The following is a 25,801-nucleotide window of genomic DNA, read 5'->3' on the forward strand; positions in this document are numbered from 1 at the left end:
TTTGATAAAAAACAACATATGTGTTAAGCTTGAAAAGGTTACCACATATGGAGGTGGATTATATGTTTCAAATTGGCGATAACATTGTTTATCCAATGCACGGAGCAGGTATAATTGAAGCCATAGAAGAAAAAGAATTCTCAGGGGAAAAACAACAGTATTATGTCATCAAAATGTCAATCAGTAATATGCAAGTCATGATTCCTACGGGTAAAATATTGAATTCGAATATACGCCCAGTTACGGATATACTTGCATTAAAACACATTATACACATTTTTCAGCATGAAGAATCATGTAAATTACTGCCGTGGAAACAAAGGCATAAAGTGAACACGGACAAAATAAAAACGGGTGAAATACAAGAAGGTGCTGAAGTTGTACGCGATTTAATGCGTATGAAGAAAGAAAAAACACTGAATACAAGTGAAAAAAAATTGTTGGATGATGCATATAAGTTTTTGGTCAGTGAACTAGAATTAATTAAAGGAATCACTGAAAATCAAATAAAAAGTTTCTGTTAAGGTTTATTATAGATAATGTATTATATCTCCCGAAAATATCCTGAATTTTTCGAGAATATGATGAGTATTAAAAGTAAATCATTTCAAAGACATTCAATTTCTTCAACTCACTTTTAGAGTAGGAACCTCTTTTGTTATTACTTCAATCTAATCCATTTTTATTTTTAAATTTATTTTACGAACATTCGAAGTTTCATTAAATAATTCGATTAAATAGTCACTTGATTTTTGCAATCCTGATTCACACTGGCACGGACAAGGAGCCGTAAGGATGAAAGAGAGGTAGGGCTTTCATTGTTTTAGGTAATATACTATCTAAGTCATTATTTCTAGAAGAAAAAACAATCAATCTCACCGCCAGCTTTAAGAGTTCCTTACATCTACTGAGACAGTGAATAGTAATTGTTTATCTTCTTTACGTAAAATTGATAAACGAACTGGTAACACCATATGGTAAACTACAAAAAATGGTTTCCAGACCAAGAAACCATTTTTTATTTTATTTACATAACAATAGTAAATTAAGCAGTAAGAAGGAGTCCGCACATGAAAAAAATGTTAACAAAAGAATTAAGTAATGAATTAAAGAAGCGAGAAGGGATTATTTCTATTACAGTTGAGCCTTATGAAAAAATCGAAGTTGGTGGAATTCGTGTAGATGGACCAGCTATTATTCTAATTAATCAAGAATAGGTAAAAATAGTTGCATGCAAGGAGAAAAGGATCAGCCTTTAAGAAAAGGGGATCCTTTTTGCTTGCTGCAGCTAATATGGGATATACATAACTTTTATCTGATGTGTTGGGGTTAAAAGGAAGGAGAGGATGGAGATTATCATGGTGGAAAGCTTAATATTGGTAGGATTTCTTTTTACGTTATATAAATTAGTTGATAAAAAAACAAACTAATTATTTAAAACGATAGATTGTTTCCTTTTTAAGGGCGAGATTTATCTGAGAGTGAAATGGATCATCTAAAGGAGGAATTAAAATGGATGCAAGGAAAGAACGCATAAAATACGAGAAGATGTCAAAGAATTATGATCGTATTTATTTAGTTTCGTTTATCCTATTAATTGTACTTGTTTGTAGTAGTGTGATTATCATAGGAGCTACAGGCGGAAAATATGGAGTATTTTTATTGTTAGCAATTTTACTTAACGCACGTATTACGAAAGAATCTCAAAAAAAGTATGAGCACTATTCTAATAAAGGGCGTATTTAAAATGATACATAACCAGAAAGGAACAACCTAGATGTATATTCAAAATATCCCTTTATCATCTCCTATTAACTAGTAAAAGTAACTTTATATAAATCATTTTTTTAGCAATGTAGAAATAGAAACCGTACCCTATTAAAACGTTATTTCCGTCCATATAATGAATTATCCTTCTAGCATATTTATAAGATTTATATCATATATTAGTAGAAAGAATGCAAGTTAGAAAGGAGTCTTATAGAATGAGTTATTTGGAGGGAAATGACTTTAGTAAACAAAATATGGTAAGTGTGCCTAATCCCTATGTATATCAGACATTACAATCAGTAATTGGTAAACATGTGGTTATTGAAACTGTAAGAGGCAATATAAGAGGTAAATTAAAGGATGTGAAACTAGATCATTTGCTCATTGAAGATACGGTGCCATATATTGTACGCATTCAACAAATTGTATGGATTATGCTAAAACAATAATCACATGTAATTTGATTTATAATAGATTAGCATTATAGAGCATCAAATAAAAACACAGGGTTTTATCTCTGTGTTTCTTCAAATTTTCGTTTTTGGATATATGCTTGAGCATGGATAATTTCTTTCTGAAGTTCTTTTAATTCTTCCGTAGATCCAGATTCAATCCTCATGTACGTAGTAACTAGACTAATCATCATATCCATCTTCTCTACTATATTTTGAATGACCTGTTCAGATTGCTCTTTTTTAGGGTGTTGTATTGCTATTAGAGCATTTTCTATATAATTGTTCTTTCTTTGCTGGATATCATAAATAAACTGTTTTGTGTTTGAGTTCATTTGTTATTCCTCCGTTTTGGATATACTTCTATTCTATCATATTTGAATGGTGAATATTAGATTCCCCTAAATATACACCTGTCACATACATCTCCTCAAATATAGAAACTAATTCCTTAACGTACAGGGAGCTAATCAAAATATGTTAATTTTGTGTCTAAACGTACAATTTTCTTTTTTGATATGGTGAGCCCTAATTGTAGTGCCCAATCCGATGTAAATTCCTCAATAACAACAGATTTTTCCATATCTCTAATACCCTTATGTATTTTGTGCTTGAATATAATATCAGATTTAGATAAGCAAAACTATTTCAAGTGAATAGAATCCACTCTTTAAGAATACATAAAATATATACATACAAGTGTAGTCTACTCACTACATCATTAGTGAAAGTAGGATTCTATAAATTTTGGAGGAAGAGATATGCCGAAAAAGGTTCTCCTGTTTACAGATTTAGGGATTGATGATGCGTTTGCTATACTGTACACCTTTTTTCGTAAAGACATTCAACTTTTAGGAATTGTAGCCGATTATGGAAATGTATCGAGAGAAAATGTAATAAGAAATATTAACTATTTGAAGTACATTGCAGGAAGAGAAGAGATACCTGTATTCCTTGGTGCTTCTGTACCGTTGACAGGTATATTAATTCAGTATTTCCCTGAAGTACATGGAAAAGTCGGATTAGGACCTATCATTCCTCCTGAAATTTCATATCCAGTTTATTCTCTAAATGATATTTATCAAATTATACAATCAAATTTAGAAGATCTTACCATTATCAATTTAGGGAGACTTTCTTCGCTAGCTACAACTTTTGTATTGAATTTAGAAACAATGCGAAACGTAAGAGAATGCATTTGCATGGGGGGAGCTTTTTTCTATCCAGGTAACGTAACTGCCGTGGCTGAAGCTAACTTTTATGCAGACCCTTATGCAGCAAACTTAATTCTGCAGCATGCAAAGAACTTGACAATTATTCCTTTAAATGTGACTCAACATGCAATTGTTACACCTGAAATGGTCCGGAAAATAGATGCATTTCATCGGAATACACAGGATTCTGCAGGGCTCATCATCAAACCTATGCTAGATTATTATTATAATTTCTATTCCAAGTCTAATCCTGGTATAAGTGGAAGTCCTATGCATGATTTTGTAACAGTTTGGTATTTGCTAAATCAAGACGCTGTTAGTCTTTCAAGAGTACCTATTAAAGTAATCCCTGATCAAGGAGAAGGATTTGGTCAAAGCATTGCAGATTTTCGTTTTGTTACTAATCCAGGCTATAAAACGCATAATGTAGCTTTTCAGTTTGATTATGAAAAATTTAAGAAAGATATTATGGAAACGTTCCTAAAGAAGAGAGTGTAATAGACTTTATTAACTTCAGATAATACGGATTATGAGAATCAAATGTCACTTCACTTAACTGTAAATATCAAATTAACAAAACAAGTTCCCCTAAAATAAAAAAGACGTTGACTTCTCTATGTAATTAACTGTCGTTTCATGTCCAGCGATGATGAGTAGCCAAATTGTCGAAAGAAGCTCGTTCTTATTCAACTTGTTTTCTTGCTCTCTTGTTTGAATGAGATTTCAAAATCGTTCAGACCATATTTTTCAACGTATTTTGTGATAGGCATGTACATATATCCGTTTGGAAACGTGCCTACTTCTGTTGTATTTTCTGGTCCTAATGTTTTCAGTAATATATGTATTGCGGCATTAAAATCTTTTTGTAAAGCATTGTGTAATTCATCTGCAATTACTTCAATACGCTGTTTTAACTCTAAATTTTCAACTTTACATGTTACAGAATCTACAAAGATTCTTTTAGAAAAATTAGGATCGTGTTTACAAATAGAATCAGCTATTTTCTCTGCTAATTCTTCGCTAAATAAAAATTTTAACGGAACATAATTACCCATTTTTCACCTCGGTGGTCAAATAAAAACAATTTTTATTTTTTAATCGACAATCCATAAACTAACGTCTCACTAGGAGTTGTAATACTAAAACCTGTCGTCTTATAATCAAGTTTCACTGTATCACCAGTGTAATCTTTCGTGAATGAATCCATTTGTACGATAAGCTCTGCATCTTCATATACAACATCATCTGCGTTATATGTATCCAAAATTAAATCGACATCAACGAAAATACTACAAGAGTTCGTCATTGTTCCTCTAATGCGAACGATCTTTTTATCTTCGCGTTCTAATCTATGTATAGCTGCTTTTGCTTCATCAGTAATACGAATGTTCATTGTATCCCAACCTTTATTTATATTTCTTCTATTATGGCAAAAACAGGAGCAATAGGGAAGCAAAGAGGTTTGTAACAAAAAACGAGCAAACAAATTTGTTTGCTCGTTTCACTTTATTTTAATTCACATTTATCAAGTGGAATCACTTTTGTTTTTTTCGTAAATTTATAACCTAACCATAGTACTAAGAAGAGTGGTAAACCAATGTAAGAAACGAGTACACCGTTCCAATCAATTGCTTCACCCATAAATGCGCCGTAGTTTTGTCCTAAAATTACGATGATACAAAGTGTAAATGCGAAGATTGGACCGAATGGGAACCATTTTGCTCTATACGGTAAGTCTTTTAAATCTTTTCCTTGTGCGATATATGCTTTACGGAAACGGTAATGACTAATTGCAATTCCGACCCATGCGATAAAGCCAGACATTCCAGATGCGTTTAATAACCAAATGTATACAACACCGTCACCGAATAAAGAAGCAATGAAAGCAATACTACCAACAATTGACGTTACGATTAATGCGTTAACAGGTACACCGCGGCTATCTAATTTACCAAGAAACTTTGGTGCTTTTCCTTGGCGAGCTAAATCCCAAAGCATACGAGTTGATGCATACATACCAGAGTTACCAGCAGATAGTACAGCAGTTAAAATAACAGCGTTCATAACAGAAGCAGCAAAGGCAACGCCCGCTTTTTCAAAAATAAGTGTAAACGGACTTACTGTTACATCACTTGCAGCAAGGCTTTCAGTTGTATAAGGAATTAGTAAACCGATAACGAGAATCGCAAGGATATAGAATAAAAGAATACGCCAAAAGATTGAACGAATTGCTTTTGGGATATTACGTTCTGGATCAGATGTTTCACCAGCAGCTACTCCTAATAATTCAGTTCCTTGGAAGGAGAAACCAGCTGCCATAAATACACCGATAATTGCCATGATACCGCCGTTAAATGGTGCATCTGCAACTGTGAAGTTTTTAAATCCAACAGTTTCGCCGCCCATAATTCCGAAAATCATCATAAAGCCAACAATTAAAAAGATAATAATAGTAACTACTTTAATAAGTGCGAACCAATATTCAGATTCACCAAACCCTTTAACAGATAAATAGTTTAAAAGGAAAATAATAGCTAAACATAATCCACTCCAAATAAGAGAAGGAGTATCTGGGAACCAAAATTTCATAATTAATGTTACAGCTGCAAGTTCAGCAGCAATCGTAATTGCCCAGTTATACCAATAGTTCCATCCAAGTGCAAAGCCAAGTGATGGATCAACAAATTTTGTTGCATACGTACTAAAAGATCCAGTAACAGGCATGTAAGCTGCAAGTTCAGCTAAGCTTGTCATTAAAAAATAAACCATAATTCCAATTGCGGCGTATGCAATTAATGCGCCACCAGGTCCAGCTGTATGGATGACACCACCGCTGGCAAGAAATAGTCCGGTACCAATTGTACCACCGAGAGAAATCATCGTAAGGTGACGAGATTTTAATCCGCGTTTTAATTCACCTTGTCCTTGTGTAGTTTGCGTTTTAGAGGTAGATTGATTTGTTGCGCTATTCATGTTCAACACTCCTTTTCTTGTAGGTTAGGAAGGAGCGGGGGAGAAAAATACAAAAAACCGCCAAAGGAATTTGGCGGAACGTTTCACAAATAACCACCCCATCATACCCTTCCGTTAAGATAGCACCCCACGTTTACACGGTAATTTGTAAACGTGACAGTTCTGTTCCTTTCGGAGACAGCCCCAGCTCATATTTCCAGAGAAGAAATATAAACTTCGGCAACCTTTCCTTTCAAACGGAGTTGGTGACATTCTCTGTGTCTCGTCCGTTTTACTCATAAAAGTCGCAACCTCTACCTCATCGGATTGATGAGGATTTGATATATTGCTAAGATTTTTAATATATGGCAATTGTAATGACTTTCTGAATATATTGCAAGATATTTTGTTAGGAAAAGTCAAAAAATATCGGTTATTGTATAGGAAACGCTTGCAAAACTCCACCCGAACCTACTATTATGTAGCAATAAGCAAAGAAAAAATTGTTATACAAATGTTTCGCAAAAAATATTGAAAAACCCTCTAAATTAAAAGAAAATTCAGAAAAATATAATTCGACATTCATGATAAAGTCATATTATTTGTTATAATTAGAGTAACGTTTAAGTAAAAAGGGGAAATCAATATGAAATTAGAAACAGAAAGGCTCTATATAGTGCCGTGTACAGAAGAGAGTATGCAAGTCGCTAACGAGCAAGGATATAATAGCGGTCCGCATATTGTAGGGCATGTAAAGAATGTAAAACAAGATGCAGATTTATTACCATGGGGTGCGTGGTATGTTCTTCGGAAAGAAGATGATAGCGTTTTAGGTGATATTGGGTTTTAAGGGAAACCAAACGAGAAGCAAACAGTAGAAATTGGCTATGGATTTATTGAGAAATATTGGAATCAGGGCTATGCAACAGAAGCTGTAAGAGAACTAATCGATTGGGCTTTCAAAATAGGAGAGGTAGAAACAATAATTGCAGAGACACTCCTAGATAACTATAGTTCGATTCGTGTTTTAGAAAAGTTACATATGAAGAGAGTAAATGCTACAGAAACGATGATTAATTGGAAAATAGAAAAATAAAAAATACCGCTCGAAGTATATCGGGCGGTATTTTTATCGTTATGGTAGCATTTGTTTTTGATCATTCGGATATCCGGCTGTCGATGCGTTAGAACGCTTGGAATGATTGCGAACAGCAATGAAAATAGAAATAATAACGACAAGACCAACTGCCACGTAAGAAAGTGAAATAATAGTTGGATCCACTTTAAATGTAGTAAGCAATGTACGAATGTTTGTAAAGATAATAAGGCCACCAACTAATACGCCAAGTAAATGAGAAGGAACGATGCGTACTAACCATGCAGCGATTGGTGCTGCAACGATACCACCAAGCATGAGAGAAAATACCCAAACCCAGCTTACTTGTTCCCAGCCAAGTGAAATGAAAAATCCGATTGTTGCAGCAAGTGAAACAGGAAATTCACTCGTATCTACAGATCCAATAACTTTTCTAGCTTCATTTCCTCTTGCTAGAAGAACGGGTGTTGTAATCGGCCCCCAACCACCGCCACCAGTTGAATCAACGAATCCAGCGAATAAACCAAGCGGCACAAGTTGTTTTGCAGACATACGCTTATTTGAAGTGACAATTTGTTTTTGAATGATGAATCGTAATAAAATATAAACCCCTAAAGTAAATAAAAATATGGAAATGTACGGTTTGATCACATCTCCAGGCAAATTACTTAAAAAACATGCCCCAACAAATGCGCCGATTGCCCCAGGTAATGTAAGCCTGGAAACTGTATATTTATCAACATTTCCAAATTTGATGTGAGATGCGCCAGAAGCTGCAGTTGTAACGACTTCAGCTAAATGAACTGATGCGGAAGCTACAGCCGGTGCAATACCAAACATTAATAATAGTGAAGTAGACGTTACCCCATACGCCATTCCGAGTGCTCCATCGATCAATTGAGCGAAAAATCCAATAATAGCAAAGACAATTAATTTCTGCATAAATAATCCCCCTGTAATAATAAATGAAAAAGACACTTTTCCCGTATGAGAAAAGTGCCTTTGGTTTTTCCAATCAGCAATAATTAAATTTGTTTCATTATAATACATATTAATCGTATAAATCAACTGGGTTTTAAAGTTTTTGAATTGAATGAAAGAAAAATAAAATATACAATAAAAGGATGGAGAGAAAGGGGAGAAAGACATGTTACGATTTGATCATCTCGTTCACGCAGTTCATGGTACACCGGAGGAAGCGGCAAAACAAATGCAGGAACTTGGATTTCATACTGTATTAGGCGGAGAGCATACGAATTGGGGTACTTGGAATAGTTTAAGTTATTTTGATTTATCATATATAGAATTTTTAGCAGTGCAGCATGAAGAAAAAGCGAAGAAAGCAGAAAATCCATTAGTACAAGAAACGGTAGTGAAATTACAAGATGGAGAAGGAATGTTACAAATCGCCATTCGAACAGATGGAATTGAAGAACTAGCAGTTAAGTTTAATAAACACGGATTACATACGATAGGACCATTTGAGGGGAAACGAATGAGAAAAGATGGCCGCCTATTAGAGTGGAAAATGTTATTTGTAAAGCAAGAAGAGAACGGACCGAAATTACCTTTCTTTATACAGTGGAATGAAACGGACGAAGAAAGAAGAAATGATTTACGTAACATTGGGACGATCACTGAACATAAAAGCAAAGTACAACAAATTGAAACGATTCATTATGCGGTAAAAAACGTTCGAGAAACGGTACGGAAATGGAAAGAAGTAATGGGGCTAACTGCAAGCCAGGTCGTTAAGAATGAAAAATGGAATGCTGAGTGTCAAAGTGTAGTATTTGGAGATATTCATGTGCAGTTTTGTGAACCAATAGGAGAAGGGTTAGTACTAGAACGTTTGAAGAATCATGGTGAATATCCATTTGCAGTGGAATGGAATGGGGAAAATAAACGAGAGCATGAAGTGTTAGGTAGTTTTTACATATATTGATAGAGGTGAACATAATGGAAGAAATACTTAGAGAGATAGAGAGAAAACTAGAATGGCCTCGTATTACAAAGTGTACAGCTATTTCAAAAGGTTTTTCACATGAAGAGAAATATAAAATAGAATTAGAAAATAGAGTTACATATTTTGTAAAAGTATGTGATGCTGTTCATTTTGAACGTAAACAAGAAGAATATACGTATATGAAACAGTTAGAGTTATTACATATTCCTACGCCTAAGTTAATTCATTTTATAAAGCTGGAGGATTTAAATAAATGTATTCAAGTATTTGAATGGGCCCAAGGTGTAAATGGTGAAGAAGGTTTAGGGAAGCTATCGGTGGAAGAACAGTATTATGCAGGAAGAAAAGCAGGAGAAGTATTAAAGAGAATCCACTCAATTGAAAGAGAAAGTGCAAGTAATAAATGGGAAACGGTTCGATGGAATAAATACGAAAGATACGTAGAAGCGTTAGCAAACTATGAAATAGACTTCCTTGATTTAAAGCCAGTATTAAGTTTTGTAGGGGAGCATAAACAATTATTGAAAAATCGCCCAATCACATTTTTACACGATGACTTCCATCCAGCAAATAGTATGATTCATAATAAGGAATTTATCGTTATCGATTTTGGTGGATATGATTTTGGTGATCCAATACACGATTTTTATAACGTAGCGATTTTTACTACAAGAATAAGTAAGCCATTTGCGGTTGGACAAGTTCATGGTTATTGCGGAGGTGAACCATCGCTTCATTTTTGGCAACTGTATTCATTATATGCAGCGATGACATTCCCAGCTGATATCGTATGGACAAACCGAAGCACGCCACATTTAGTAAATGATATGAAGGAAAGATTGAACGGAATTTTAGAAGATCATAATCATTTTTCATCCTATATTCCAAAATGGTATCAATCACAACGTGAGGATATAATAAACTATAAGTAATGGAGGGATTCATTTGGATAAAATAGCGGTAATTTCAGATATACATGGTAATATTCCAGCGTTAGAATCTGTACTGCAAGATATTAAATTAAGAGGAATCGAGCGCATCATTTGCCTTGGAGATTTAGTCGGAAAAGGTCCTCATTCTAGTGAAGTGATTGAAATCATTCGTAAAGAATGCGAAGGAGTTGTAATGGGGAACTGGGATGATTTCATTACAAAACCGACTGAATTTGAGGCATTAAAATGGCATCAAAAACAACTATCGGAAGAACAAAATGACTATTTAAGAAGCTTACCATTTTCAATCGAGTTTTATATGAGCGGAAAACTCATTCGTATGTTTCACGCTTCACCGAGAAGTTTATATGAAAGAATTCAACCACACGCCTCAAGAGAAGAGCGTATTAGTATGTTCGAAAACAGTGAGCTCACCGAGAATATAGAAGGAGAAAGAAAACCAGATGTCGTTTGCTACGGTGATGTTCACCAAGCATTCGTTCAAAATTTCAGAGGAAAAACGTTATGTAATGCTGGTAGCGTTGGAAACCCACTTGAAATTACACAAGCTTCCTATTTAATATTCGAAGGAACTTACAATGAAAAAGAAGCCGCAAGCTTTTCCATTCAACTCGTACGTGTACCGTATGATATTGAATTAGCAATCAGACTAGCAGAAGAACTCGAAATGCCAGAAATTGAAGAATACAAACAAGAATTACGGACTGCTTTATATCGAGGGTTTAAGGGAAAGTAAGCTAATAATTATATCAACGATTTTTCAAATATATCTATCATAACTTAAAATATATCGACGATTCAACAAAGGATATCGACTTACCGACAAATAGTGACATAAACTCTTGCTCATAATAATGTTATGTAAACTAATTGTAGGAGGAAATTCCATGAACCGAAAACAACGAATCAAAGAAATTGCAGATCACATATTAAAGCTAAACTTAACACATCCAACAAGAGTTGGAGTAAGTGGTATTACAGCTTCGGGAAAAACAACATTTGCAAACGAATTAGCAGAGGAAATGAAAAAGCTCGGAGTTCCAGTAACACGCGCCACCATTGACGATTTTCATCATCCGAGAGCGATTCGCTATGCACGGGGCAAAGAATCAGCAAGAGGGTATTACGAAGATGCACACGATTATACAGCTTTCAAAGAAAGGTTATTAAAGCCTTTAGGACCAAACGGAAATTTACAATATGAAACGATTTCTCATAATTTAAAAACGGATATCTCTGTACATAATGAACCGCTAGTGGCTCCGCTAAATATGGTTCTAATAGTAGATGGAACATTTCTATTGAAAAAAGACGTAGAGCATTTATTCGATTACAAAATTTTTATAGATACCTATTTTGAGATTGCCAGAAAACGTGGTGCGAAGAGGGAAACTGAAGCTTTTGGAAGTTATGAAAAAGCAGAGAAGATGTTTTTGAACAGGTATCATGCAGCTTGTAAAATGTATATAGACGAGCGTAATCCGAAAGAGTGTGCGGATGTTGTATTTCAGAATAGTGATTTAGGAAATCCAGAAGTTATATTTCATGAATGAGCGTATTACATAATCAGAAATATATGTATAGCCTTTTGTTTATTGTTATAATTAAATTAATTTTATGAAGCAAATAAAAGGGGATAAGACAATAAAAAACGCAAAAAAGGGGATAAGAAATATAATGAATGAAGTACTAGAACTAAAAGAAGAACTACTACAAATTAAAAATAACAATTATGCTGTACCAGAAGACGTAGATGCATATCCATATGCGCAATGGATGCTAGATTATATCGGATCACCTGATGCTGAATTACGTGATGATTTAATTTATAGTACGCTTCACACATGGATTACAAATGATGTATTTAGACAAAAAGAGTTAAGAGGATTAATGTTACAAGCAATTAGTCCTGATTATTTATTTTATAAAATTGGTGAAAAGGGAACAGACTCTGTATTTAAACGTGCATTCTCCGTATTAATTCCACCACTTATTTTATCTGTTCATGAAAGAGAACCGTTGTTATCGGAAGAACAATTGTACAGTGTGGCAGAACAAGTGTTGGAATATGTATATTTAGAAGAAGATGTAAGGGGCTATGTAGAAGGGAAAGGCTGGGCGCACTCTACTGCACATGCAGCAGATGCACTCGATGCTTTAGCACGTACAATCCAAAATCGTGAGTTTTCATATGCAATACTAGCTGCCGTTCGTCAGAAGGTCCGCTTACATGACTACGTATACATTCACTTTGAGGATGAGAGATTAGTAGCACCAATTATGTCGTTACGTAACCAAAATCTTTTAACTGAAGAAGAGTGGAGCAATTGGTTACATAGTATAGCAATTGTTGAAGACATCCCGCATCCTCAATATGATATTTTAGTACAAAATATTAGAGCTTTCTTAAGAAGTTTATATTTTAGAGTTTTAGAGACAGAGGGTAGTACAGCCTTTATAGATGATATATTGGAAACTTTGAAGGATTTGCGTAGGTATTAAAAATACGTTTTTCTAAGAGAAAAGTACATAAAACCACTACCTCCCAACCATACTAATAAAATGTGTTGGAGGTGAATGTTATGAATAAAAAAGACTTTGAAAAAGTTTATAATGATTACTTACATCAAGGAGAAGAGCAAGCTCAATTTGAAGTAGACAATGAAGTCAATTCAGGAGCAGAACAAATTGTTGCCGTTCGTAAAAATGATGATGGTGATTTAATAGCGTTTAAAACAAGTAGCGGGAGAGAGTTAGATTATATGACTGCTCTTAGTGAAGCGAAATCAGGGAAGTTAGCTCATGTAGACGTATTTCATAAGTATGGTAGAGATATTATACGTAGTGAACCTGATGGGATAAAGGAAAATAACTTAGATAATTTACCTTCATTTTAAAAGGGTAAACCTCAAGAAGAGAATGTTTATTTTGATATTCTCTTCTTTTTTTTATAAAGCTTTCCCTACAAATAGAAGGTTCATTTTTAAAGTGCGATCATACTTTTAAAGAGCGCTCTAAATTTTTCTTTATCTTCTGCTGTAAATGGTTTTGGTCCCTTTGTACGTTTACCACTTTTTCGAACCATTGCACTTAAATATCGTGTTTGTAACAATTGTTCAATGTTATCATTCGTATACTTATAGCCTTTATGATGTAGTACGATACAGCCTTTTGCTAAAGCGAGTGAAGCAAGACCGTAATCTTGCGTTACGATTAAATCTTCTTTTTTTGCTAACTGCATAATTCGGTAATCCGCAGCATCTGCTCCGGAATCAACATAAATTGTTTCCACACCTTTAGGCTGCTGAGCATTAGAATAATGAGAAAAGCTAGTAACGAGGGTTACAGGGATTTCTGCATTCGTAGCTTCAAAAATAATTACATCTTTTACAGGACAAGCATCTGCATCAACGTAAATTTTCATTTTATCACTCCTATGACTAGGTTCGAGTTGATAATAATGGTAGATTTAGGTTTTGTCAAACGAGATAGCTTTATTTCATGTTATTTTTCACAAACCAAAATAGCCTCACGCAAACGAGAAATACCTTCCTCAATTTGATCAATATCCACTTTTCCATAAGATAAACGAATATAACCATCTTTCGCGCCGAAAATACTACCAGGCATAAATGCAATTTCTTGTTTTAAACTTTGCATAATAAGTTGTTTTTCGTTTATCGGTTCTTTTAATTTTCCCCATATGTATATACCGCCGGTCGGGTTTGAAAAAGAGATTTTATCGTGAAGTTGCTCATTTAAGGCACGAACGATAACGTCTCTTTTTTCTGCTAGTTGTTTTCGTAACGGTACGATATGAGACTGAAATGGTACTGTTTCGAAAAATTGTTGCATCAGCCACTGCGGGAAAATGCTCATACCTAATTCCATTTGGTGCCTTGCGTCGGATAACCTTTCTACTACAGACTGCGGGGCGACAAGCCAGCCGACTCGTAAACCTGGTGCAATCATTTTAGATAAGGAATGTACATAAATGACAGTTCCGTTTTCATCAATCGATTTCAAAGTAGGGCAAGGTTGTTTCTTTTCTAGTGTAAGTAAACTGGACGGATCATCTTCCACAATCGCAATTCGTAAATCTGCGCAAAGTGATAACAGTTTTTTTCTACGGTTTGGATGAAGCATCGTTCCAGTAGGGTTTTGGAAGTTTGGATTTAAAAAAATCATTTTAATACGGTGTTTTCTATATAACTCTTGCACATCATCTGGATTAATACCGTGTTCATCGACAGGTAATGGGAAAATACGAATACCTGCTGATTGGAATAACGGTAAGGAATAACAGTGTGAAGGGCTTTCGAAAGCAACTGCATCACCGGGATTTAATAAACATTGAACGATAAGGTGAAGTGCTTGCTGTGCGCCAGATGTAATCATTATGGATTGTTCAGTCGCTTCAACTTTTAAATATTCTTTCATATATTTTACGACCGCTTGTCTTAGCGGGAGATAGCCTTGCGGATGATCATAACTTAATGAATGCGTTAACGGTTGTTCTCGTAAAATTGTCTGTAGTTGATCGTGAGGATAAAGGTTACAACCGAGCTCGCCGTTTGCGAAATCAATGATATTTTCATTTTGTTGTACTTCTGCCCGAATATGGCGAAGTAACGGTAAGTTTGGTAAAAAAGTACCACCTTCTACGAAATTTCTCCAGTTCGGAGTTAATGTTGGAGAAACGCCCCACATATGTGTACTTACACGTGTCCCTTTACCAGTCGTACTTTCCACAATCCCCATAGCACGTAGTTCATTATAAGCAGTCGTTACCGTACTTCGGTTTACATTTAACTGCGTAGCTAATTTCCGTTCGGAAGGGAGGAAGCTTCCAGGAGGAAGTTCTCCGTATGTAATACGTTTCTCAATAAAGTCAACTACTTGCTGATAAATTGGGATTTTACTGTCGTTATCTAGCTTCCATTCCATACAAACGCCTCCGCATCTCTTATATACATTAAGTATAACAAATTGGCTGGGGAAAAAAACAGCCAATTGGACGGTGCTATATCCAGCCAATTTTACTATGCTAAATATGGAAGGGGAGATTCGGATGAAACGATGGCAAATGGAGTGGCTCCTAGTATCAGTAGCATTAGTATGGGGAGCGAATTATACACTTGGAAAGTATGGCGTGGCATATATGTCATCCATTCAATTTAATAGTTTACGATTTTTAGTAGCATCTCCGGTATTATTACTTATTACATTTTTAATGGAACGCTCATTACGTATTGAAAGAAAAGATTGGTTACGACTAGTAGCAGTCGGTATCGTTGGTACGGCAATGTATCAAACGATGTTTATGCTATCTGTGAAATATACTTCAGCAACGAACGCCTCATTATTAATTGCGATGTCACCTATTTTTACAGGGATATTAGCAGTATTGCACAAACAAGAACGTTTTTCGATGAAAGTACAAATTGGTTCAATCGTAGCGTTTATTGGTGCAGCATTCGTTTTATTAACAGGACATACAGGAGGAGCTACTTACGAATATGCGTGGCTCGGAAACATAATTGGATTAGTCGCAGCGATTGCGTGGGGATGGTATCCAATATTAGCGCAACCTCTTATAACAAAATATTCCGCAATGAGAGTCACATCTTGGTCAACTTTAATTGGAATTGTACCTCTCGTTGTATATTGTTTATTCAACGTAAATACATTAACGTGGCCAGTAGACATGCCAAGCTGGGGGTCTCTAGCATATTCAATCGTCTTCGCGACAATCTTCGGACTTGCAATGTGGTATGTCGGTATTAGTAAAATAGGCTCAACGAAAGTAATGGTTTATATGTATCTTGTACCATTGTTCGCAGTTATCTTCGCGGCAGTAACTATCGGAGAGCAAATCAACATGATGCAACTCGTTGGCGGACTTATAATCTTTATCGGCTTATATGTTGTAAAAAAGGGTGGAATTCAAAAGCCAGCTCTCAATTTGAAAAAAGTAAGTTAACAATAAAAAGGATCTCTTTCATATAGAAGGAGATCCTTTTGGTTTTTGTAATAAAAGCGCTTGTTCAACAGCCCATTTTTGATGATCATGAATGAGAAGCTCTACAGCAAGTAAAGGAGACATCCACCGCAAAACATGATCTTCCTCACAGTTTTCAGTTTGTGTCTGCACCATGTTCGCAATATAAAAGAACCCATCGTTTAAATAATAAGTATCTTCTTTTTCCGCATAAAAATATCGCATTGCATTACCGATATATTGATTAATTTCAATTGCCCATCCTAATTCCTCTAGTAGTTCACGATGTAAGCATGCATCTTTTGTTTCGGTACCTTCCATACCGCCACCAGGTAAAAAATAACGGTCTCCTTTTTGGATAATAGCAATCATTGAAGAAGATGAATGGAAAATAATTGCATAACAACTAGGTCTTAATACATAATGAACGGTACGCTTTTTCGAGCCAAACGTAAGTTTTGAAATCATAAAACACGACCTTTCTCTATAAAATACATAAAAGGGATATTAAGGTAAATGCAGAATGATATAAGTATAATCTTAATAGATTGGAGTGGTAACAACATGATAAATCGAAAATGTTCAAGGTGTAAAGAGATAACGGGTACAATACATGGGGGTAAAAAAATTAAGGAAGAATTTTTGTGTGAAGATTGTCTGCAAAAAGGAATTGCGAGCGGGGAAATCGAATTATCACAAGTGGAGAAAGAACAAACTTCGTATCTTTCTATAAAAATATTAAAAATAATGAGTGTTATTTATTTAATAGCATCTATTTTTATGGCCTTTTCAACCGGTCCATTTATACATAATATAGGATTTGATGAAATGTCAATTTCAGGATCAGAATTAGGTTTAATAAGTATTGTTATGCTAGGTTCTATATTCCAGTCTGTTCTTGTATTTTGCGGGATATGGGTATTCATCCTATTAGTAGAAACAGTCATTAAAATTTATGAAAAAATGAAGTGAGTGAGAGGAAGAAATACATGCGAGTAAGGAACATACAAGGGGAAGATTATGTAAAAATTCATTCTGTTTCAAATGATTGGTGGGGCGGGAGAGACATGGCTGCCATGTTGCCAAAATTGTTTTTCGTTCACTTTCAAGAAACGAGTTTTATCATTGAAGAAGAAGGAGAAACGTTAGGTTTCTTATGCGGATTCTATTCGCAAACGCATAAAGAGGAAGCGTACGTTCATTTTATCGGAGTAAATCCGAAGTATAGAAGAAGAGGAATCGCATCGACATTGTATTCTTATTTCTTTGATGTCGCTCGTGCAAATAACCGTAAAGTTGTAAAAGCAATTACGTCACCGATTAACAAAAAGTCGATACAGTTTCATCAAGAAATCGGTTTTCGGATTGAGGCTGGGGATGATGAGATAGAGGGTGTATCGGTACATACAAATTATGATGGGAACGGCGGTAGTAGAGTTTTGTTTTTGAAAAATGTGTAAAAGTAGGCTAGCTTAACGTTAGCCTTTTTGTTGTGAGGAGATAAAAGTATGGAGAGTAGACAAAGTAGAAATGAATACTTACGACGCATTTACAAAGTGCAAGATTATATTGAATCAAACATAAATGATTCACTTTCAATTGAAGAGCTAGCGGATATAGCAGGATTTTCAAAGTTTCATTTTCATCGGATTTTCAAGGGGATAGTAGACGAGCCATTATCACGGTATGTAAACCGATTGAAGTTAGAAAGGGCAACAAATCTACTTACATATCGCACAGATATGACGATTACGGATATCGCTTACCATTTTGGCTTTACAGATTCAGCAGTTTTCTCTCGAACATTTAAAAGTCATTACGGAATAAGTCCATCTCATTATCGAAACGACAATAGCAAGAATTGCAAAGACGTAAGGGGAATTCCTCAATACAATGAATGTAAGAAGGTTCGAGGAAATGTTGAAATTGTAACAGCGGACGATATAAACGTCGCATACATAAGACATATCGGTACATATGAAGAGTTAACGATTGTTTTTCCAAAAATGATAGAAAAACTATTTCATTACGCAGCTAAGCAAAACTATCATGTATTTGATGATACGAAAGTATTAACCATTTACCACGATCATCATGAATTTACTGAGGACTATCATTTAAGAACAAGTTTATGTATAACAATTCCAGATGAGTCAGCAGTAGAAACGAGCGACATTGGAATAATGGTAATACCTTCAGGGAAATATGCGGTAGGTCACTTTGAAATAGTTCAAGATGAATACAAGGGGGCATGGGATTTTTTATACGGTGAATGGCTACCAAATAGCGGATATAAACCGAGAGATGCGTATCCTTTTGAAATGTATAAAAATGACCCAAGGCAGCACCCAGAAAATAAACATATAGTTGATATATATGTACCTATCGAACCTTTTTAATGATAGATTGAGGGGGAAGAAGGATGAAAATCGCTGAAAAGTTAGATTCCATTATAAAAGAAGACTATAAAAATATAAACGGTATGTTAGTAATGCAGAAAGGTAATATTATTTTTGAAAAATATTATAATGGCCAAGGTCCAGATGATGCATTTCATGTAGCATCTGTCACAAAAACGATTATTTCTGCGTTAATTGGGATATGTGTAGATAAAGGCTATATAAAAAGTGTTAATCAAAAAGTAATAGAGTTTTTCCCTGAATATAAACGTAAGGCATCTGAAGTAACAGTGCGACACCTCCTTTCAATGACAGCACCATATCCTTTTGTAGACTGGCAGGAACCGTTAGAAGAACTATGTACACAAGAGGATTGGGTACAGTATGCACTTAATAGAATGGGGAACGGTGGAGAAATCGGATCTTTTAAATATTCATCTGCAGGAGCGCATGTACTATCAGCAATTATTACGAGCGCAACAGGAAAAAATGCGCGTGAATTTGCGAATGAATACTTATTTCAGCCACTCGGTATGAGAGAAATTCCAAACTACAATATGAAAGTATTTGGATTTGATGACTTATTTGGAAAAGATGTAAAGGGATGGGTTCATGATCCAAACGGTATTTCAACGGGCGGCTGGGGACTTACGTTAACAGCTAGAGATATGGCGAAGTTTGGACAATTATATTTGAGTGATGGTATTTATAACGGAAAGCAAATTCTTTCGAAATCTTGGGTACAAGAATCAATAGCGATGAATTCAAATCAATATGGTTACTTATGGTGGTTACGAGAAGAAAATGGAATCTTTTCATATTGTGCAATGGGTGATGGTGGGAGTATGATTTGTTGTATTCCGAAGCAGGATTTGGTTGTAGTAATTGCTTCTGAAGTTATGCCGAATGCACGGGATAGATGGGAAGTGATTGTGAAATACATTCTTCCTTACATACAAAACAATTAAATGTCATATATAAAGGGAGATGGGAAAATAACTTAATGTCATTAAGTTAACTGAAAAATAAATATAGCGTAAAAAATTGTTAAGATTTCGATGCCTGGATTTTAACCTTTATTTTTCTATGTATAATGAAGCCGCATACTAAAAATATTTTAAAGAAAGGGGATGAAGTGTGTATGAAAAACGAATTAAAAGCTAATGTGCGTTTCTTGATGGCTTAAGGAAACAGAATAATATTTTAAGTTTTTTTGATAAGTACAGCGTTTATATGGAATTCGTCAAAAAGGATATTTATCTTTTTGACGTTTGGAGGGTATATGAATCTAATATTAAAAGAAATAGCAGTGAACAGAAAAATATTCGTTATGTTAGTTATTGGATTTACTTTAACAATTCTGCCCATACTTATAGCGATGTCGATTCGAGATGATTACGATGAAGATTTTTATGAGCGAAAACATGGTTATTTTAAATATTACTATACTGTTCAGCTTACTAGTTTTGGGGAATTGGATTTCAAAGCAATTCAAGAGTTAACAGAAACTACTTTTAAGAACTCAAGTGTTATTACAAATAATATGATAATTGGAATCCCTGGTATAGGTGAAGTAAAGATGGTTGGTCTTATAAATAAGAATTGGTCTCCTCCATTAGTAAAAGGCTCTCGCATGGAAGATGGGGAAGAAAATAGTGTAATTGTCGGAAAGAATATTTATAAAGAATCTGAAACAATAAAACTGTTTAGTAAAGAATATAGAGTTAAAGGCGTGAATGGAGCGAATGATAAACATGTGTATAATAACAATGTCTACATCGGCTTAAAGGATATGCCTGATGAGATGAAACGACGTATACAAAATGAAAATACATTTGAAATGATAGTAAGGTCTAACGAAAATCCTAAACAAGAAATGGATACATTTATTTGGTATGTTAAGCAAAATAGAACTGATACAAATGCGAAAGTGATAAATGAAAAAGAGAATTATGAGAATGAAAAAAGATCGAGTAAAGCTATGAGAGCACAACTTACTCTTCCGTATAGACTACTTTTTATTGCTGTAATGAACTGTATAATTGCGAGTTATTTTTGGATTTACACGAAGAAGAAGAGTATTTCCTTAAGGAAAACGTTGGGAGCAAGCAATTTGAATTTATTTGTATTTATATTTAGCCAATTATTCCTATGCGCAATTGCTGCAGCCGTTTGTGCTATATGTATGCAATGGATTTTAAGTACAATGAACCAAAGCATAGTAAATTTAATGGGTTTTGCCATTCGTATAGATATTTTCAAAGTTATGATGAGTGTAGTAATTGCCTTGTCTATTTCGTTCATCACCGCTGTAATACCATTTTTCAAAATACTTAAAATTGAACCTGCTAAAGCGTTAAAGGAATAAATAAGATGAGACTAAAAAGTGCTCTTATGGCCCTGAAAAATAGACTGCTCATTTCCATATTTCTCTTAATACAATTCACTTTTGGATTAGCGGCAATAACTCTTTCCATTAATATGTTTTATAATTTTCACTATCTTGAAAACAGTTCCAACTCGTTGCTAGATTTAGAAAGTACATATTTTATCACTTATGATGGGATGACTACTGATAGGTTGAAGGCAGAGCAATTTAATAAAGGACAAGTTGAAGAAATTTATAAAAAAATACAGCAAAATAAAGATGTGATTTCGTATGGTACATACGAAGAGGGCATAATCGAACTAGAATCAAGCAATCGACCGCTCCAAGAAAGTATGTTAGAAGAATTGAAAAATAAAACTTTTCGCGATAAAAACCCTACTATTCGTACAATTACAATAGATGAAGATTATTATAAGTTACTGAACATACCTATAAAAGCTGGAACAGGCTTTTCGTATCAAGACTTCCAAAAAAATAGTGAAGAGAAAACGAATGTTTTGGTAGGTCCTTACTTTAAGAAATATTTTCAAATAGGGGATACAATCAATAATCAATATACGATTATTGGATTTTTGCCGGAAAATAAATTCATTATAAATGGTAACGGAGCGAATATATACCAGAAATTAGACAAGGCTATGTTATCACCCATGCCAATTGATAGATATGAACATTATGAAATAATGTTTTCAAGATTACACTATAGTACAATTATGACTTTAAAAAAAGATGCCGATGTAATCAAACTACAAGAAATGATTCAGCTGAAGGGAAGCGACGTTACGTTATACTTGAAAAATTTAGGAGAAGAAATAAATGAAGCTGTTACTAGTAGTATGGATACGGAAAATATCGATCTTACAGTAGGAAGTCTATTTATTTTATTTATAATAGCGGGAATTGTCGTAACGACAGTTGTTTCCATCATGATGAGAAAGAGGGAATTTGGTATTAAGATGGTCCTTGGAGAAAGTAAGTTTGGGATGTTCATTCAAATTGTTTTAGAAAATATATGTATTGCGATAGTTGGTATGTTTTTATCCCTAGTCTATTTTTCATGGAGATATGCGGCTCATCTACAAAGTTCGAAGGACTTTGATACGGTGTCTGTACAAGAGATAAATTTAAATATGCCTATTTTATTACTTGTATGCCTATTCTTACTACTAATTATCATAGTTTCAAATCTCATTGTCTTCTTGTTTATTAGAAAACTCGAACCGAAAACATTAATAGGTGGGATGGAATAATGGGTTTAATTGAACTAATAGATATTAAAAAGGTGTATAGTAACAAGAATCACAATACGTTCGCCTTAAACGGTATAAACTTAACAATAAATAAGGGCGAAATTATAGCAATAATGGGGCGATCAGGCTCAGGGAAAAGTACACTATTAAATGTTATAGGGTTAATTGATATGCCAAATGAGGGTGAATATACGTTAAATGGAAAACCATTAAATGAAATTAGAGCGAATAAAGTTCATAAAACAAGAAATGAAATGATTGGATTTATTTTTCAATATTTTGCATTGTTAAAAGAACATACTGTACTGGATAATGTAGCACTACCACTCACGTATAGAAAGCTAAGGAAACGAGAAAGAGAAAATAAGGCGAAGTTCTATTTAGAAAAAGTAGGTTTAAAAGAACATATGCATAAAACACCGGACGAGTTATCAGGTGGACAACAGCAGCGCGTCGCAATTGCTAGAGCGTTAGTAGGCGAACCAGAATTAATATTGGCTGATGAACCGACTGGAAATTTAGATAGAAAAACAGGAGAAGAAATTATGAGCTTGCTATTACAACTGAATGAAGAAGGACGAACAATTATTATTGTAACGCATGATATGGAAGTAGCGAATAAGTGTAATAGAATTATTGAGTTAGTTGATGGGGAAATTGTGCAGAGTTAGTAATTCAACAAATATACAGTAAAATAATTATATCTAATTTAAGAATCCGTATTGATTAATTTTTCAAAATGGATTCTTGTTTATTTGTAGAATTAAAGTAAAATAACAAATTCCCCGTAACTTTCCAGCACAAAAAATCGTTTAACAAAAGAAAGGATTTTTAATCACGAATGGGGGAGAACCATGAAGATTTTAATACTAGGTGGTACACGATTTTTGGGAAGAGCTGTTGTAAAAGAGGCTTTGAACAGAGGGCATGAAGTTACATTATTTAACCGCGGAACAAACAAAGAAGTTTTTCCTGAAGTGGAGCAGCTTATCGGTGACAGAAGTGATGATGTATCAAGTTTAGAAAATCGAAAATGGGATGTTGTCGTGGATACGTGTGGGTTTTCTCCGCATCACATTAGAAATGTTGGAGAAGTACTGAAAGATAATATTGAACACTATATATTCATCTCTAGCCTTTCCGTATATAAAGATTGGATTCCGCATGACATAAAAGAAGACTATATATTACAACCTGAACCAATGGAAGAGCAAATAAAGGCTGTAGAGAATGGTGAAATATCTCCTTATGAGCATTATGGTGCACTGAAAGTATTATGCGAAAAAGAAGCAGATAAATATTGGCCAGGGCGTGTTTTACACGTAAGAGCAGGACTTCTTTCAGGAATGTTTGATTATACAGATCGACTAACATACTGGATTCAGCGTGTAGCAAAAGGAGGTAAAGTGTTAGTACCAGGCAGAAAAAATCGTCCAGTGCAATTCGTTGATATAAAAGATGTCGCGAGCTTTGGACTCAACATGGCAGAAAATAATAAAGCAGGTACATTCAATATAACAGGTCCAAATTATGAATTGACGATGGAAGAGCTATTAAATACGTGTAAAAAGGTTACGAATAGCGATGCTGAATTTGTTTGGGTAGACGAATCGTTTATGAGTGAACATAATGTGCAGCCTTGGACAGAAATGCCTTTGTGGATTCCAGAAACTTTCCCATTAGATGGTGAGACGAAGCCGTGGAGAGGCGGGTTTTCTATTTGTATCGAAAGTGCGGTTAATGAAGGGCTTACTTTTAGAAGAATAGAAGAGACAGTTACAGATGTGTATGAGTGGATGGAGAGTACGGAAGAATGGGAATTAAAAGCAGGTATTTCAGGCGAGAGGGAGAAGGAATTGTTAGAAAGATGGTATCAATAAATTTAGCGGAGTTCTTTGAATATGCTTGATTGCACATAAGGAGGAAAAAGGTGATGTGGAAAGACACCATTCACAGTATCTCATCAAATTTAAGCTTGAAAAACCCAGCTACGAAGGATGAATTTACTGATATACAACAATGTATACATGTGGAGTTACCGAATGATTTATATCAATTATTACAGGAAACAAACGGTATAGAAGGTGAATACGGTGACTTTATATGGTCTGCTTCAAAAATTAAAACTGAAAATATGAATATGAGAAATATAGTTGATTTTAAGGATTTATACATGCCTTTTGACTGTTTATTATTTTTTGCTGATGGGGGAAATGGTGATTTGTTTGGCTATTCCATTTTGAATGGAAAAGTACAAAGAGATGATATATATGTATGGAACCATGAAAATGATAGTAGAACGTGGGTTGCTCCTTCTTTAAAGACTTTTATGGAGTGGTGGGAGAGTGGAAAGATAATAATTTAAATATAGTATCAAAAAAGTGCCTTGTTTCTTTAGTAACAAGGCACTTTTTCACGAATAATTAATCTACCACTTAATTGGTTCTTCTCCGTACATCTCCCACAGCTTAGGAAACATCTTCTTCAAACTTTCTTCATCGTCTTCATCCCAGTCAAATTCAAAATCTACATCGTCGAATTCTTCATTAGATAAGACATGGTAAAGTGTAAAGTAAGTATCATCTTCGTCACCAGTTTTTTCTGCATATACAGTGAAACCGAAATATAAAGAAAGTTCTTCTATTTCTGGGACATCATACTCACTCAAATTTTCTAATACAGGAATTAATCGTTCTGGATCTTCAATACAAGCTTCGTATGTCTCTTTTCCTTGATATAATAACCATCCACGGAAGTAATCAAAAGTATCATCTGAACAGCCACCTAAAATAATATAGGCTGCTGCCCATAAGCGAGATGTATAAGAAGCTTTTAATATATGATGCATATGCGTATCAAAAGCTACAATTTCATGTACTGTACGTTTAGCAAGGTGAGAAGTAAGCCATTCTATTTGTTCTTCTTGGTCCTCACCTTTCGTTTTTGCATGATTAAGTAGTTCCCAAAATTCTTCTTCGGTTATCGTCTTTTCTTTTATGTAATCTTCCCCTTGAATAGGGTCTATATATCCTTTTTTACGTTTGGAAGCAACTAGTTTATTAGCTTCTTTCATACATTCTTCTTCTGTTTTAAACTCTTTTGCTTTCACACTGCCAGCTGTGCCAATTTTTCCGTAAAACACAACATAGTCCTTTTCTTTCACAACGATTTTCCAAAACTTATTTGATTTCTCAGTTTGCTGGATTAATAATGTTTCCATCCGTACCCCCATAATGTTTTCTAGTGTGCAATGTGATTGTAACATATGTATATACACTTGTAATGATGAAAAATAATAGTTTAGAAAATTCAAAAACCATTGAATGGAGTGGATAAATTTAGTAACCTTATTTGTACAG

General features: G+C 34.5%; 29 protein-coding genes, 3 pseudogenes and 1 riboswitch. Of the genes and pseudogenes, 22 read left to right on the plus strand and 10 right to left on the minus strand.

Annotation, left to right across the window (positions count from 1 at the left end):
• The first annotated feature begins 62 nt into the window (after positions 1–62).
• The 4 genes from JFU02_RS00345 to JFU02_RS00360 all read left to right on the plus strand — a co-directional run bounded on the left by JFU02_RS00345 (position 63) and on the right by JFU02_RS00360 (position 2,219).
• A complete protein-coding gene (locus JFU02_RS00345; RefSeq protein WP_000486293.1) occupies positions 63–524 on the plus strand; it encodes a CarD family transcriptional regulator in 462 nt (153 codons plus the stop codon).
• 546 nt (positions 525–1,070) lie between these two features.
• Positions 1,071–1,217 carry a BC1881 family protein gene (locus tag JFU02_RS00350; protein WP_000738546.1) on the plus strand — a complete coding sequence of 49 codons (147 nt, stop codon included), beginning with the start codon at positions 1,071–1,073 and terminating at the stop codon, positions 1,215–1,217.
• Between the two features lie 295 nt (positions 1,218–1,512).
• Positions 1,513–1,746 carry a hypothetical protein gene (locus tag JFU02_RS00355; RefSeq protein ID WP_000340032.1) on the plus strand — a complete coding sequence of 78 codons (234 nt, stop codon included), beginning with the start codon at positions 1,513–1,515 and terminating at the stop codon, positions 1,744–1,746.
• A gap of 239 nt (positions 1,747–1,985) precedes the next feature.
• Positions 1,986–2,219 carry a YuzF family protein gene (locus tag JFU02_RS00360; RefSeq protein ID WP_000120815.1) on the plus strand — a complete coding sequence of 78 codons (234 nt, stop codon included), beginning with the start codon at positions 1,986–1,988 and terminating at the stop codon, positions 2,217–2,219.
• Positions 2,220–2,281: 62 nt separating this feature from the next.
• Here the strand turns inward: JFU02_RS00360 and JFU02_RS00365 are convergent, their stop codons facing one another.
• Positions 2,282–2,557, minus strand: coding sequence for a hypothetical protein (locus JFU02_RS00365; protein ID WP_001087712.1), 276 nt, complete (start codon positions 2,555–2,557; stop codon positions 2,282–2,284).
• A gap of 426 nt (positions 2,558–2,983) precedes the next feature.
• Here JFU02_RS00365 and JFU02_RS00370 point away from each other — a divergent pair, with 426 nt between their 5' ends.
• Positions 2,984–3,934 (plus strand): nucleoside hydrolase, encoded by a 951-nt coding sequence (locus JFU02_RS00370; RefSeq protein ID WP_001125075.1) that lies wholly within the window; start codon positions 2,984–2,986, stop codon positions 3,932–3,934.
• Positions 3,935–4,051: 117 nt separating this feature from the next.
• Here JFU02_RS00370 and JFU02_RS31860 read toward each other — a convergent pair.
• The 4 genes and pseudogenes from JFU02_RS31860 to JFU02_RS00385 all read right to left on the minus strand — a co-directional run.
• Positions 4,052–4,156, minus strand: a pseudogene (locus JFU02_RS31860) (cytochrome); the annotation flags it as partial.
• Positions 4,150–4,491, minus strand: a pseudogene (locus JFU02_RS00375) (hypothetical protein); the annotation flags it as partial. The pseudogenes JFU02_RS31860 and JFU02_RS00375, both read right to left, overlap by 7 nt.
• Positions 4,492–4,523: 32 nt before the next feature.
• A complete protein-coding gene (locus JFU02_RS00380; protein WP_001026191.1) occupies positions 4,524–4,829 on the minus strand; it encodes an iron-sulfur cluster biosynthesis family protein in 306 nt (101 codons plus the stop codon).
• 113 nt (positions 4,830–4,942) lie between these two features.
• Complete coding sequence (locus JFU02_RS00385) at positions 4,943–6,409, minus strand: amino acid permease (protein WP_001083394.1); 1,467 nt, start codon at positions 6,407–6,409, stop codon at positions 4,943–4,945.
• A 112-nt stretch (positions 6,410–6,521) separates the two neighbouring features.
• Positions 6,522–6,713: riboswitch (Lysine riboswitch) on the minus strand.
• 321 nt (positions 6,714–7,034) lie between these two features.
• Between JFU02_RS00385 and JFU02_RS00390 the strand changes: the two are divergent.
• A pseudogene (locus JFU02_RS00390) lies at positions 7,035–7,484 on the plus strand (GNAT family N-acetyltransferase).
• A gap of 39 nt (positions 7,485–7,523) precedes the next feature.
• On the opposite strand, the gene JFU02_RS00395 reads toward JFU02_RS00390, so the two are convergent.
• Positions 7,524–8,534 (minus strand): sulfite exporter TauE/SafE family protein, encoded by a 1,011-nt coding sequence (locus tag JFU02_RS00395; RefSeq protein ID WP_003307297.1) that lies wholly within the window; start codon positions 8,532–8,534, stop codon positions 7,524–7,526.
• 97 nt (positions 8,535–8,631) lie between these two features.
• Between JFU02_RS00395 and JFU02_RS00400 the strand changes: the two genes are divergently transcribed.
• The 6 genes from JFU02_RS00400 (at position 8,632) to JFU02_RS00425 (ending at position 13,300) form a co-directional block, all read left to right on the plus strand.
• Positions 8,632–9,429: a VOC family protein gene (locus JFU02_RS00400; RefSeq protein WP_061666941.1), complete on the plus strand. Its 798-nt coding sequence runs from the start codon at positions 8,632–8,634 to the stop codon at positions 9,427–9,429.
• A gap of 14 nt (positions 9,430–9,443) precedes the next feature.
• A complete protein-coding gene (locus JFU02_RS00405; RefSeq protein ID WP_201069420.1) occupies positions 9,444–10,382 on the plus strand; it encodes an aminoglycoside phosphotransferase family protein in 939 nt (312 codons plus the stop codon).
• Positions 10,383–10,395: 13 nt separating this feature from the next.
• On the plus strand, positions 10,396–11,139 hold the full coding sequence (locus tag JFU02_RS00410; protein ID WP_098867142.1) for a metallophosphoesterase family protein: 744 nt from the start codon (positions 10,396–10,398) through the stop codon (positions 11,137–11,139).
• A gap of 151 nt (positions 11,140–11,290) precedes the next feature.
• Complete coding sequence (locus tag JFU02_RS00415) at positions 11,291–11,956, plus strand: nucleoside/nucleotide kinase family protein (protein ID WP_001080546.1); 666 nt, start codon at positions 11,291–11,293, stop codon at positions 11,954–11,956.
• A 124-nt stretch (positions 11,957–12,080) separates the two neighbouring features.
• Positions 12,081–12,905 (plus strand): DUF2785 domain-containing protein, encoded by an 825-nt coding sequence (locus JFU02_RS00420; RefSeq protein WP_001006673.1) that lies wholly within the window; start codon positions 12,081–12,083, stop codon positions 12,903–12,905.
• 80 nt (positions 12,906–12,985) lie between these two features.
• The gene (locus JFU02_RS00425) at positions 12,986–13,300 is read left to right on the plus strand and encodes a DUF3892 domain-containing protein (RefSeq protein ID WP_001034297.1); all 315 of its coding nucleotides are present in this window, start codon (positions 12,986–12,988) and stop codon (positions 13,298–13,300) included.
• Positions 13,301–13,386: 86 nt separating this feature from the next.
• Here JFU02_RS00425 and JFU02_RS00430 read toward each other — a convergent pair whose 3' ends face one another.
• A complete protein-coding gene (locus tag JFU02_RS00430) occupies positions 13,387–13,827 on the minus strand; it encodes a YaiI/YqxD family protein (protein ID WP_000708768.1) in 441 nt (146 codons plus the stop codon).
• Between the two features lie 80 nt (positions 13,828–13,907).
• Positions 13,908–15,350 (minus strand): MocR-like pyridoxine biosynthesis transcription factor PdxR, encoded by a 1,443-nt coding sequence (gene pdxR / locus JFU02_RS00435; protein ID WP_000454896.1) that lies wholly within the window; start codon positions 15,348–15,350, stop codon positions 13,908–13,910.
• Positions 15,351–15,474: 124 nt separating this feature from the next.
• Here pdxR and JFU02_RS00440 point away from each other — a divergent pair, with 124 nt between their 5' ends.
• Positions 15,475–16,386, plus strand: a complete 912-nt coding sequence (locus JFU02_RS00440) for a DMT family transporter (protein ID WP_201069421.1) — start codon at positions 15,475–15,477, stop codon at positions 16,384–16,386.
• 18 nt (positions 16,387–16,404) lie between these two features.
• On the opposite strand, the gene JFU02_RS00445 is transcribed toward JFU02_RS00440, so the two are convergent.
• Complete coding sequence (locus JFU02_RS00445; RefSeq protein WP_098867144.1) at positions 16,405–16,872, minus strand: NUDIX hydrolase; 468 nt, start codon at positions 16,870–16,872, stop codon at positions 16,405–16,407.
• A 96-nt stretch (positions 16,873–16,968) separates the two neighbouring features.
• On the opposite strand from JFU02_RS00445, the gene JFU02_RS00450 reads away from it, so the two are divergent.
• The 9 genes from JFU02_RS00450 to JFU02_RS00490 all read left to right on the plus strand — a co-directional run bounded on the left by JFU02_RS00450 (position 16,969) and on the right by JFU02_RS00490 (position 24,807).
• A complete protein-coding gene (locus JFU02_RS00450; RefSeq protein WP_042973349.1) occupies positions 16,969–17,376 on the plus strand; it encodes a DUF3980 domain-containing protein in 408 nt (135 codons plus the stop codon).
• 17 nt (positions 17,377–17,393) lie between these two features.
• On the plus strand, positions 17,394–17,864 hold the full coding sequence (locus JFU02_RS00455; protein ID WP_098867145.1) for a GNAT family N-acetyltransferase: 471 nt from the start codon (positions 17,394–17,396) through the stop codon (positions 17,862–17,864).
• Between the two features lie 48 nt (positions 17,865–17,912).
• A complete protein-coding gene (locus JFU02_RS00460; RefSeq protein WP_098867146.1) occupies positions 17,913–18,803 on the plus strand; it encodes an AraC family transcriptional regulator in 891 nt (296 codons plus the stop codon).
• Between the two features lie 23 nt (positions 18,804–18,826).
• Positions 18,827–19,771 (plus strand): serine hydrolase domain-containing protein, encoded by a 945-nt coding sequence (locus JFU02_RS00465; protein ID WP_097960035.1) that lies wholly within the window; start codon positions 18,827–18,829, stop codon positions 19,769–19,771.
• Positions 19,772–20,085: 314 nt separating this feature from the next.
• Positions 20,086–21,171 (plus strand): FtsX-like permease family protein, encoded by a 1,086-nt coding sequence (locus JFU02_RS00470; protein WP_001048981.1) that lies wholly within the window; start codon positions 20,086–20,088, stop codon positions 21,169–21,171.
• A gap of 5 nt (positions 21,172–21,176) precedes the next feature.
• Positions 21,177–22,442, plus strand: a complete 1,266-nt coding sequence (locus JFU02_RS00475) for an ABC transporter permease (protein WP_061666949.1) — start codon at positions 21,177–21,179, stop codon at positions 22,440–22,442.
• Positions 22,442–23,113 (plus strand): ABC transporter ATP-binding protein, encoded by a 672-nt coding sequence (locus JFU02_RS00480; RefSeq protein WP_000522857.1) that lies wholly within the window; start codon positions 22,442–22,444, stop codon positions 23,111–23,113. Before JFU02_RS00475 ends, JFU02_RS00480 begins: the two co-directional genes overlap by 1 nt.
• A gap of 183 nt (positions 23,114–23,296) precedes the next feature.
• A complete protein-coding gene (locus JFU02_RS00485; RefSeq protein ID WP_000697755.1) occupies positions 23,297–24,322 on the plus strand; it encodes an SDR family oxidoreductase in 1,026 nt (341 codons plus the stop codon).
• Between the two features lie 53 nt (positions 24,323–24,375).
• The gene (locus JFU02_RS00490; protein WP_000265337.1) at positions 24,376–24,807 is read left to right on the plus strand and encodes an SMI1/KNR4 family protein; all 432 of its coding nucleotides are present in this window, start codon (positions 24,376–24,378) and stop codon (positions 24,805–24,807) included.
• A gap of 63 nt (positions 24,808–24,870) precedes the next feature.
• Here the strand turns inward: JFU02_RS00490 and JFU02_RS00495 are convergent, their stop codons facing one another.
• Positions 24,871–25,662: a DUF4240 domain-containing protein gene (locus JFU02_RS00495; RefSeq protein WP_201069422.1), complete on the minus strand. Its 792-nt coding sequence runs from the start codon at positions 25,660–25,662 to the stop codon at positions 24,871–24,873.
• Between the last annotated feature and the right edge of the window lie 139 nt (positions 25,663–25,801).

The sequence above is a fragment of the Bacillus sp. TH13 genome, from assembly GCF_016651175.1.
Lineage (GTDB): Bacteria > Bacillota > Bacilli > Bacillales > Bacillaceae_G > Bacillus_A > Bacillus_A thuringiensis_S.

Excerpts from the sequence above, each read along its gene's own strand:
- JFU02_RS00370 (WP_001125075.1), top strand. The coding sequence starts at position 2,984 with ATGCCGAAAAAGGTTCTCCTGTTTACAGATTTAGGGATTGATGATGCG.
- JFU02_RS00345 (WP_000486293.1), top strand. The coding sequence starts at position 63 with ATGTTTCAAATTGGCGATAACATTGTTTATCCAATGCACGGAGCAGGT.
- JFU02_RS00450 (WP_042973349.1), top strand. The coding sequence starts at position 16,969 with ATGATAAATCGAAAATGTTCAAGGTGTAAAGAGATAACGGGTACAATA.
- JFU02_RS00480 (WP_000522857.1), top strand. The coding sequence starts at position 22,442 with ATGGGTTTAATTGAACTAATAGATATTAAAAAGGTGTATAGTAACAAG.
- JFU02_RS00465 (WP_097960035.1), top strand. The coding sequence starts at position 18,827 with ATGAAAATCGCTGAAAAGTTAGATTCCATTATAAAAGAAGACTATAAA.
- JFU02_RS00400 (WP_061666941.1), top strand. The coding sequence starts at position 8,632 with ATGTTACGATTTGATCATCTCGTTCACGCAGTTCATGGTACACCGGAG.
- JFU02_RS00485 (WP_000697755.1), top strand. The coding sequence starts at position 23,297 with ATGAAGATTTTAATACTAGGTGGTACACGATTTTTGGGAAGAGCTGTT.
- JFU02_RS00425 (WP_001034297.1), top strand. The coding sequence starts at position 12,986 with ATGAATAAAAAAGACTTTGAAAAAGTTTATAATGATTACTTACATCAA.
- JFU02_RS00420 (WP_001006673.1), top strand. The coding sequence starts at position 12,081 with ATGAATGAAGTACTAGAACTAAAAGAAGAACTACTACAAATTAAAAAT.
- JFU02_RS00460 (WP_098867146.1), top strand. The coding sequence starts at position 17,913 with ATGGAGAGTAGACAAAGTAGAAATGAATACTTACGACGCATTTACAAA.
- JFU02_RS00490 (WP_000265337.1), top strand. The coding sequence starts at position 24,376 with ATGTGGAAAGACACCATTCACAGTATCTCATCAAATTTAAGCTTGAAA.
- JFU02_RS00350 (WP_000738546.1), top strand. The coding sequence starts at position 1,071 with ATGAAAAAAATGTTAACAAAAGAATTAAGTAATGAATTAAAGAAGCGA.
- JFU02_RS00385 (WP_001083394.1), bottom strand. The coding sequence starts at position 6,409 with ATGAATAGCGCAACAAATCAATCTACCTCTAAAACGCAAACTACACAA.
- JFU02_RS00445 (WP_098867144.1), bottom strand. The coding sequence starts at position 16,872 with ATGATTTCAAAACTTACGTTTGGCTCGAAAAAGCGTACCGTTCATTAT.
- JFU02_RS00365 (WP_001087712.1), bottom strand. The coding sequence starts at position 2,557 with ATGAACTCAAACACAAAACAGTTTATTTATGATATCCAGCAAAGAAAG.
- JFU02_RS00440 (WP_201069421.1), top strand. The coding sequence starts at position 15,475 with ATGAAACGATGGCAAATGGAGTGGCTCCTAGTATCAGTAGCATTAGTA.
- JFU02_RS00380 (WP_001026191.1), bottom strand. The coding sequence starts at position 4,829 with ATGAACATTCGTATTACTGATGAAGCAAAAGCAGCTATACATAGATTA.
- JFU02_RS00405 (WP_201069420.1), top strand. The coding sequence starts at position 9,444 with ATGGAAGAAATACTTAGAGAGATAGAGAGAAAACTAGAATGGCCTCGT.
- JFU02_RS00355 (WP_000340032.1), top strand. The coding sequence starts at position 1,513 with ATGGATGCAAGGAAAGAACGCATAAAATACGAGAAGATGTCAAAGAAT.
- JFU02_RS00360 (WP_000120815.1), top strand. The coding sequence starts at position 1,986 with ATGAGTTATTTGGAGGGAAATGACTTTAGTAAACAAAATATGGTAAGT.
- JFU02_RS00470 (WP_001048981.1), top strand. The coding sequence starts at position 20,086 with ATGAATCTAATATTAAAAGAAATAGCAGTGAACAGAAAAATATTCGTT.
- pdxR (WP_000454896.1), bottom strand. The coding sequence starts at position 15,350 with ATGGAATGGAAGCTAGATAACGACAGTAAAATCCCAATTTATCAGCAA.
- JFU02_RS00430 (WP_000708768.1), bottom strand. The coding sequence starts at position 13,827 with ATGAAAATTTACGTTGATGCAGATGCTTGTCCTGTAAAAGATGTAATT.
- JFU02_RS00395 (WP_003307297.1), bottom strand. The coding sequence starts at position 8,534 with ATGTATTATAATGAAACAAATTTAATTATTGCTGATTGGAAAAACCAA.
- JFU02_RS00475 (WP_061666949.1), top strand. The coding sequence starts at position 21,177 with ATGAGACTAAAAAGTGCTCTTATGGCCCTGAAAAATAGACTGCTCATT.
- JFU02_RS00455 (WP_098867145.1), top strand. The coding sequence starts at position 17,394 with ATGCGAGTAAGGAACATACAAGGGGAAGATTATGTAAAAATTCATTCT.
- JFU02_RS00415 (WP_001080546.1), top strand. The coding sequence starts at position 11,291 with ATGAACCGAAAACAACGAATCAAAGAAATTGCAGATCACATATTAAAG.
- JFU02_RS00495 (WP_201069422.1), bottom strand. The coding sequence starts at position 25,662 with ATGGAAACATTATTAATCCAGCAAACTGAGAAATCAAATAAGTTTTGG.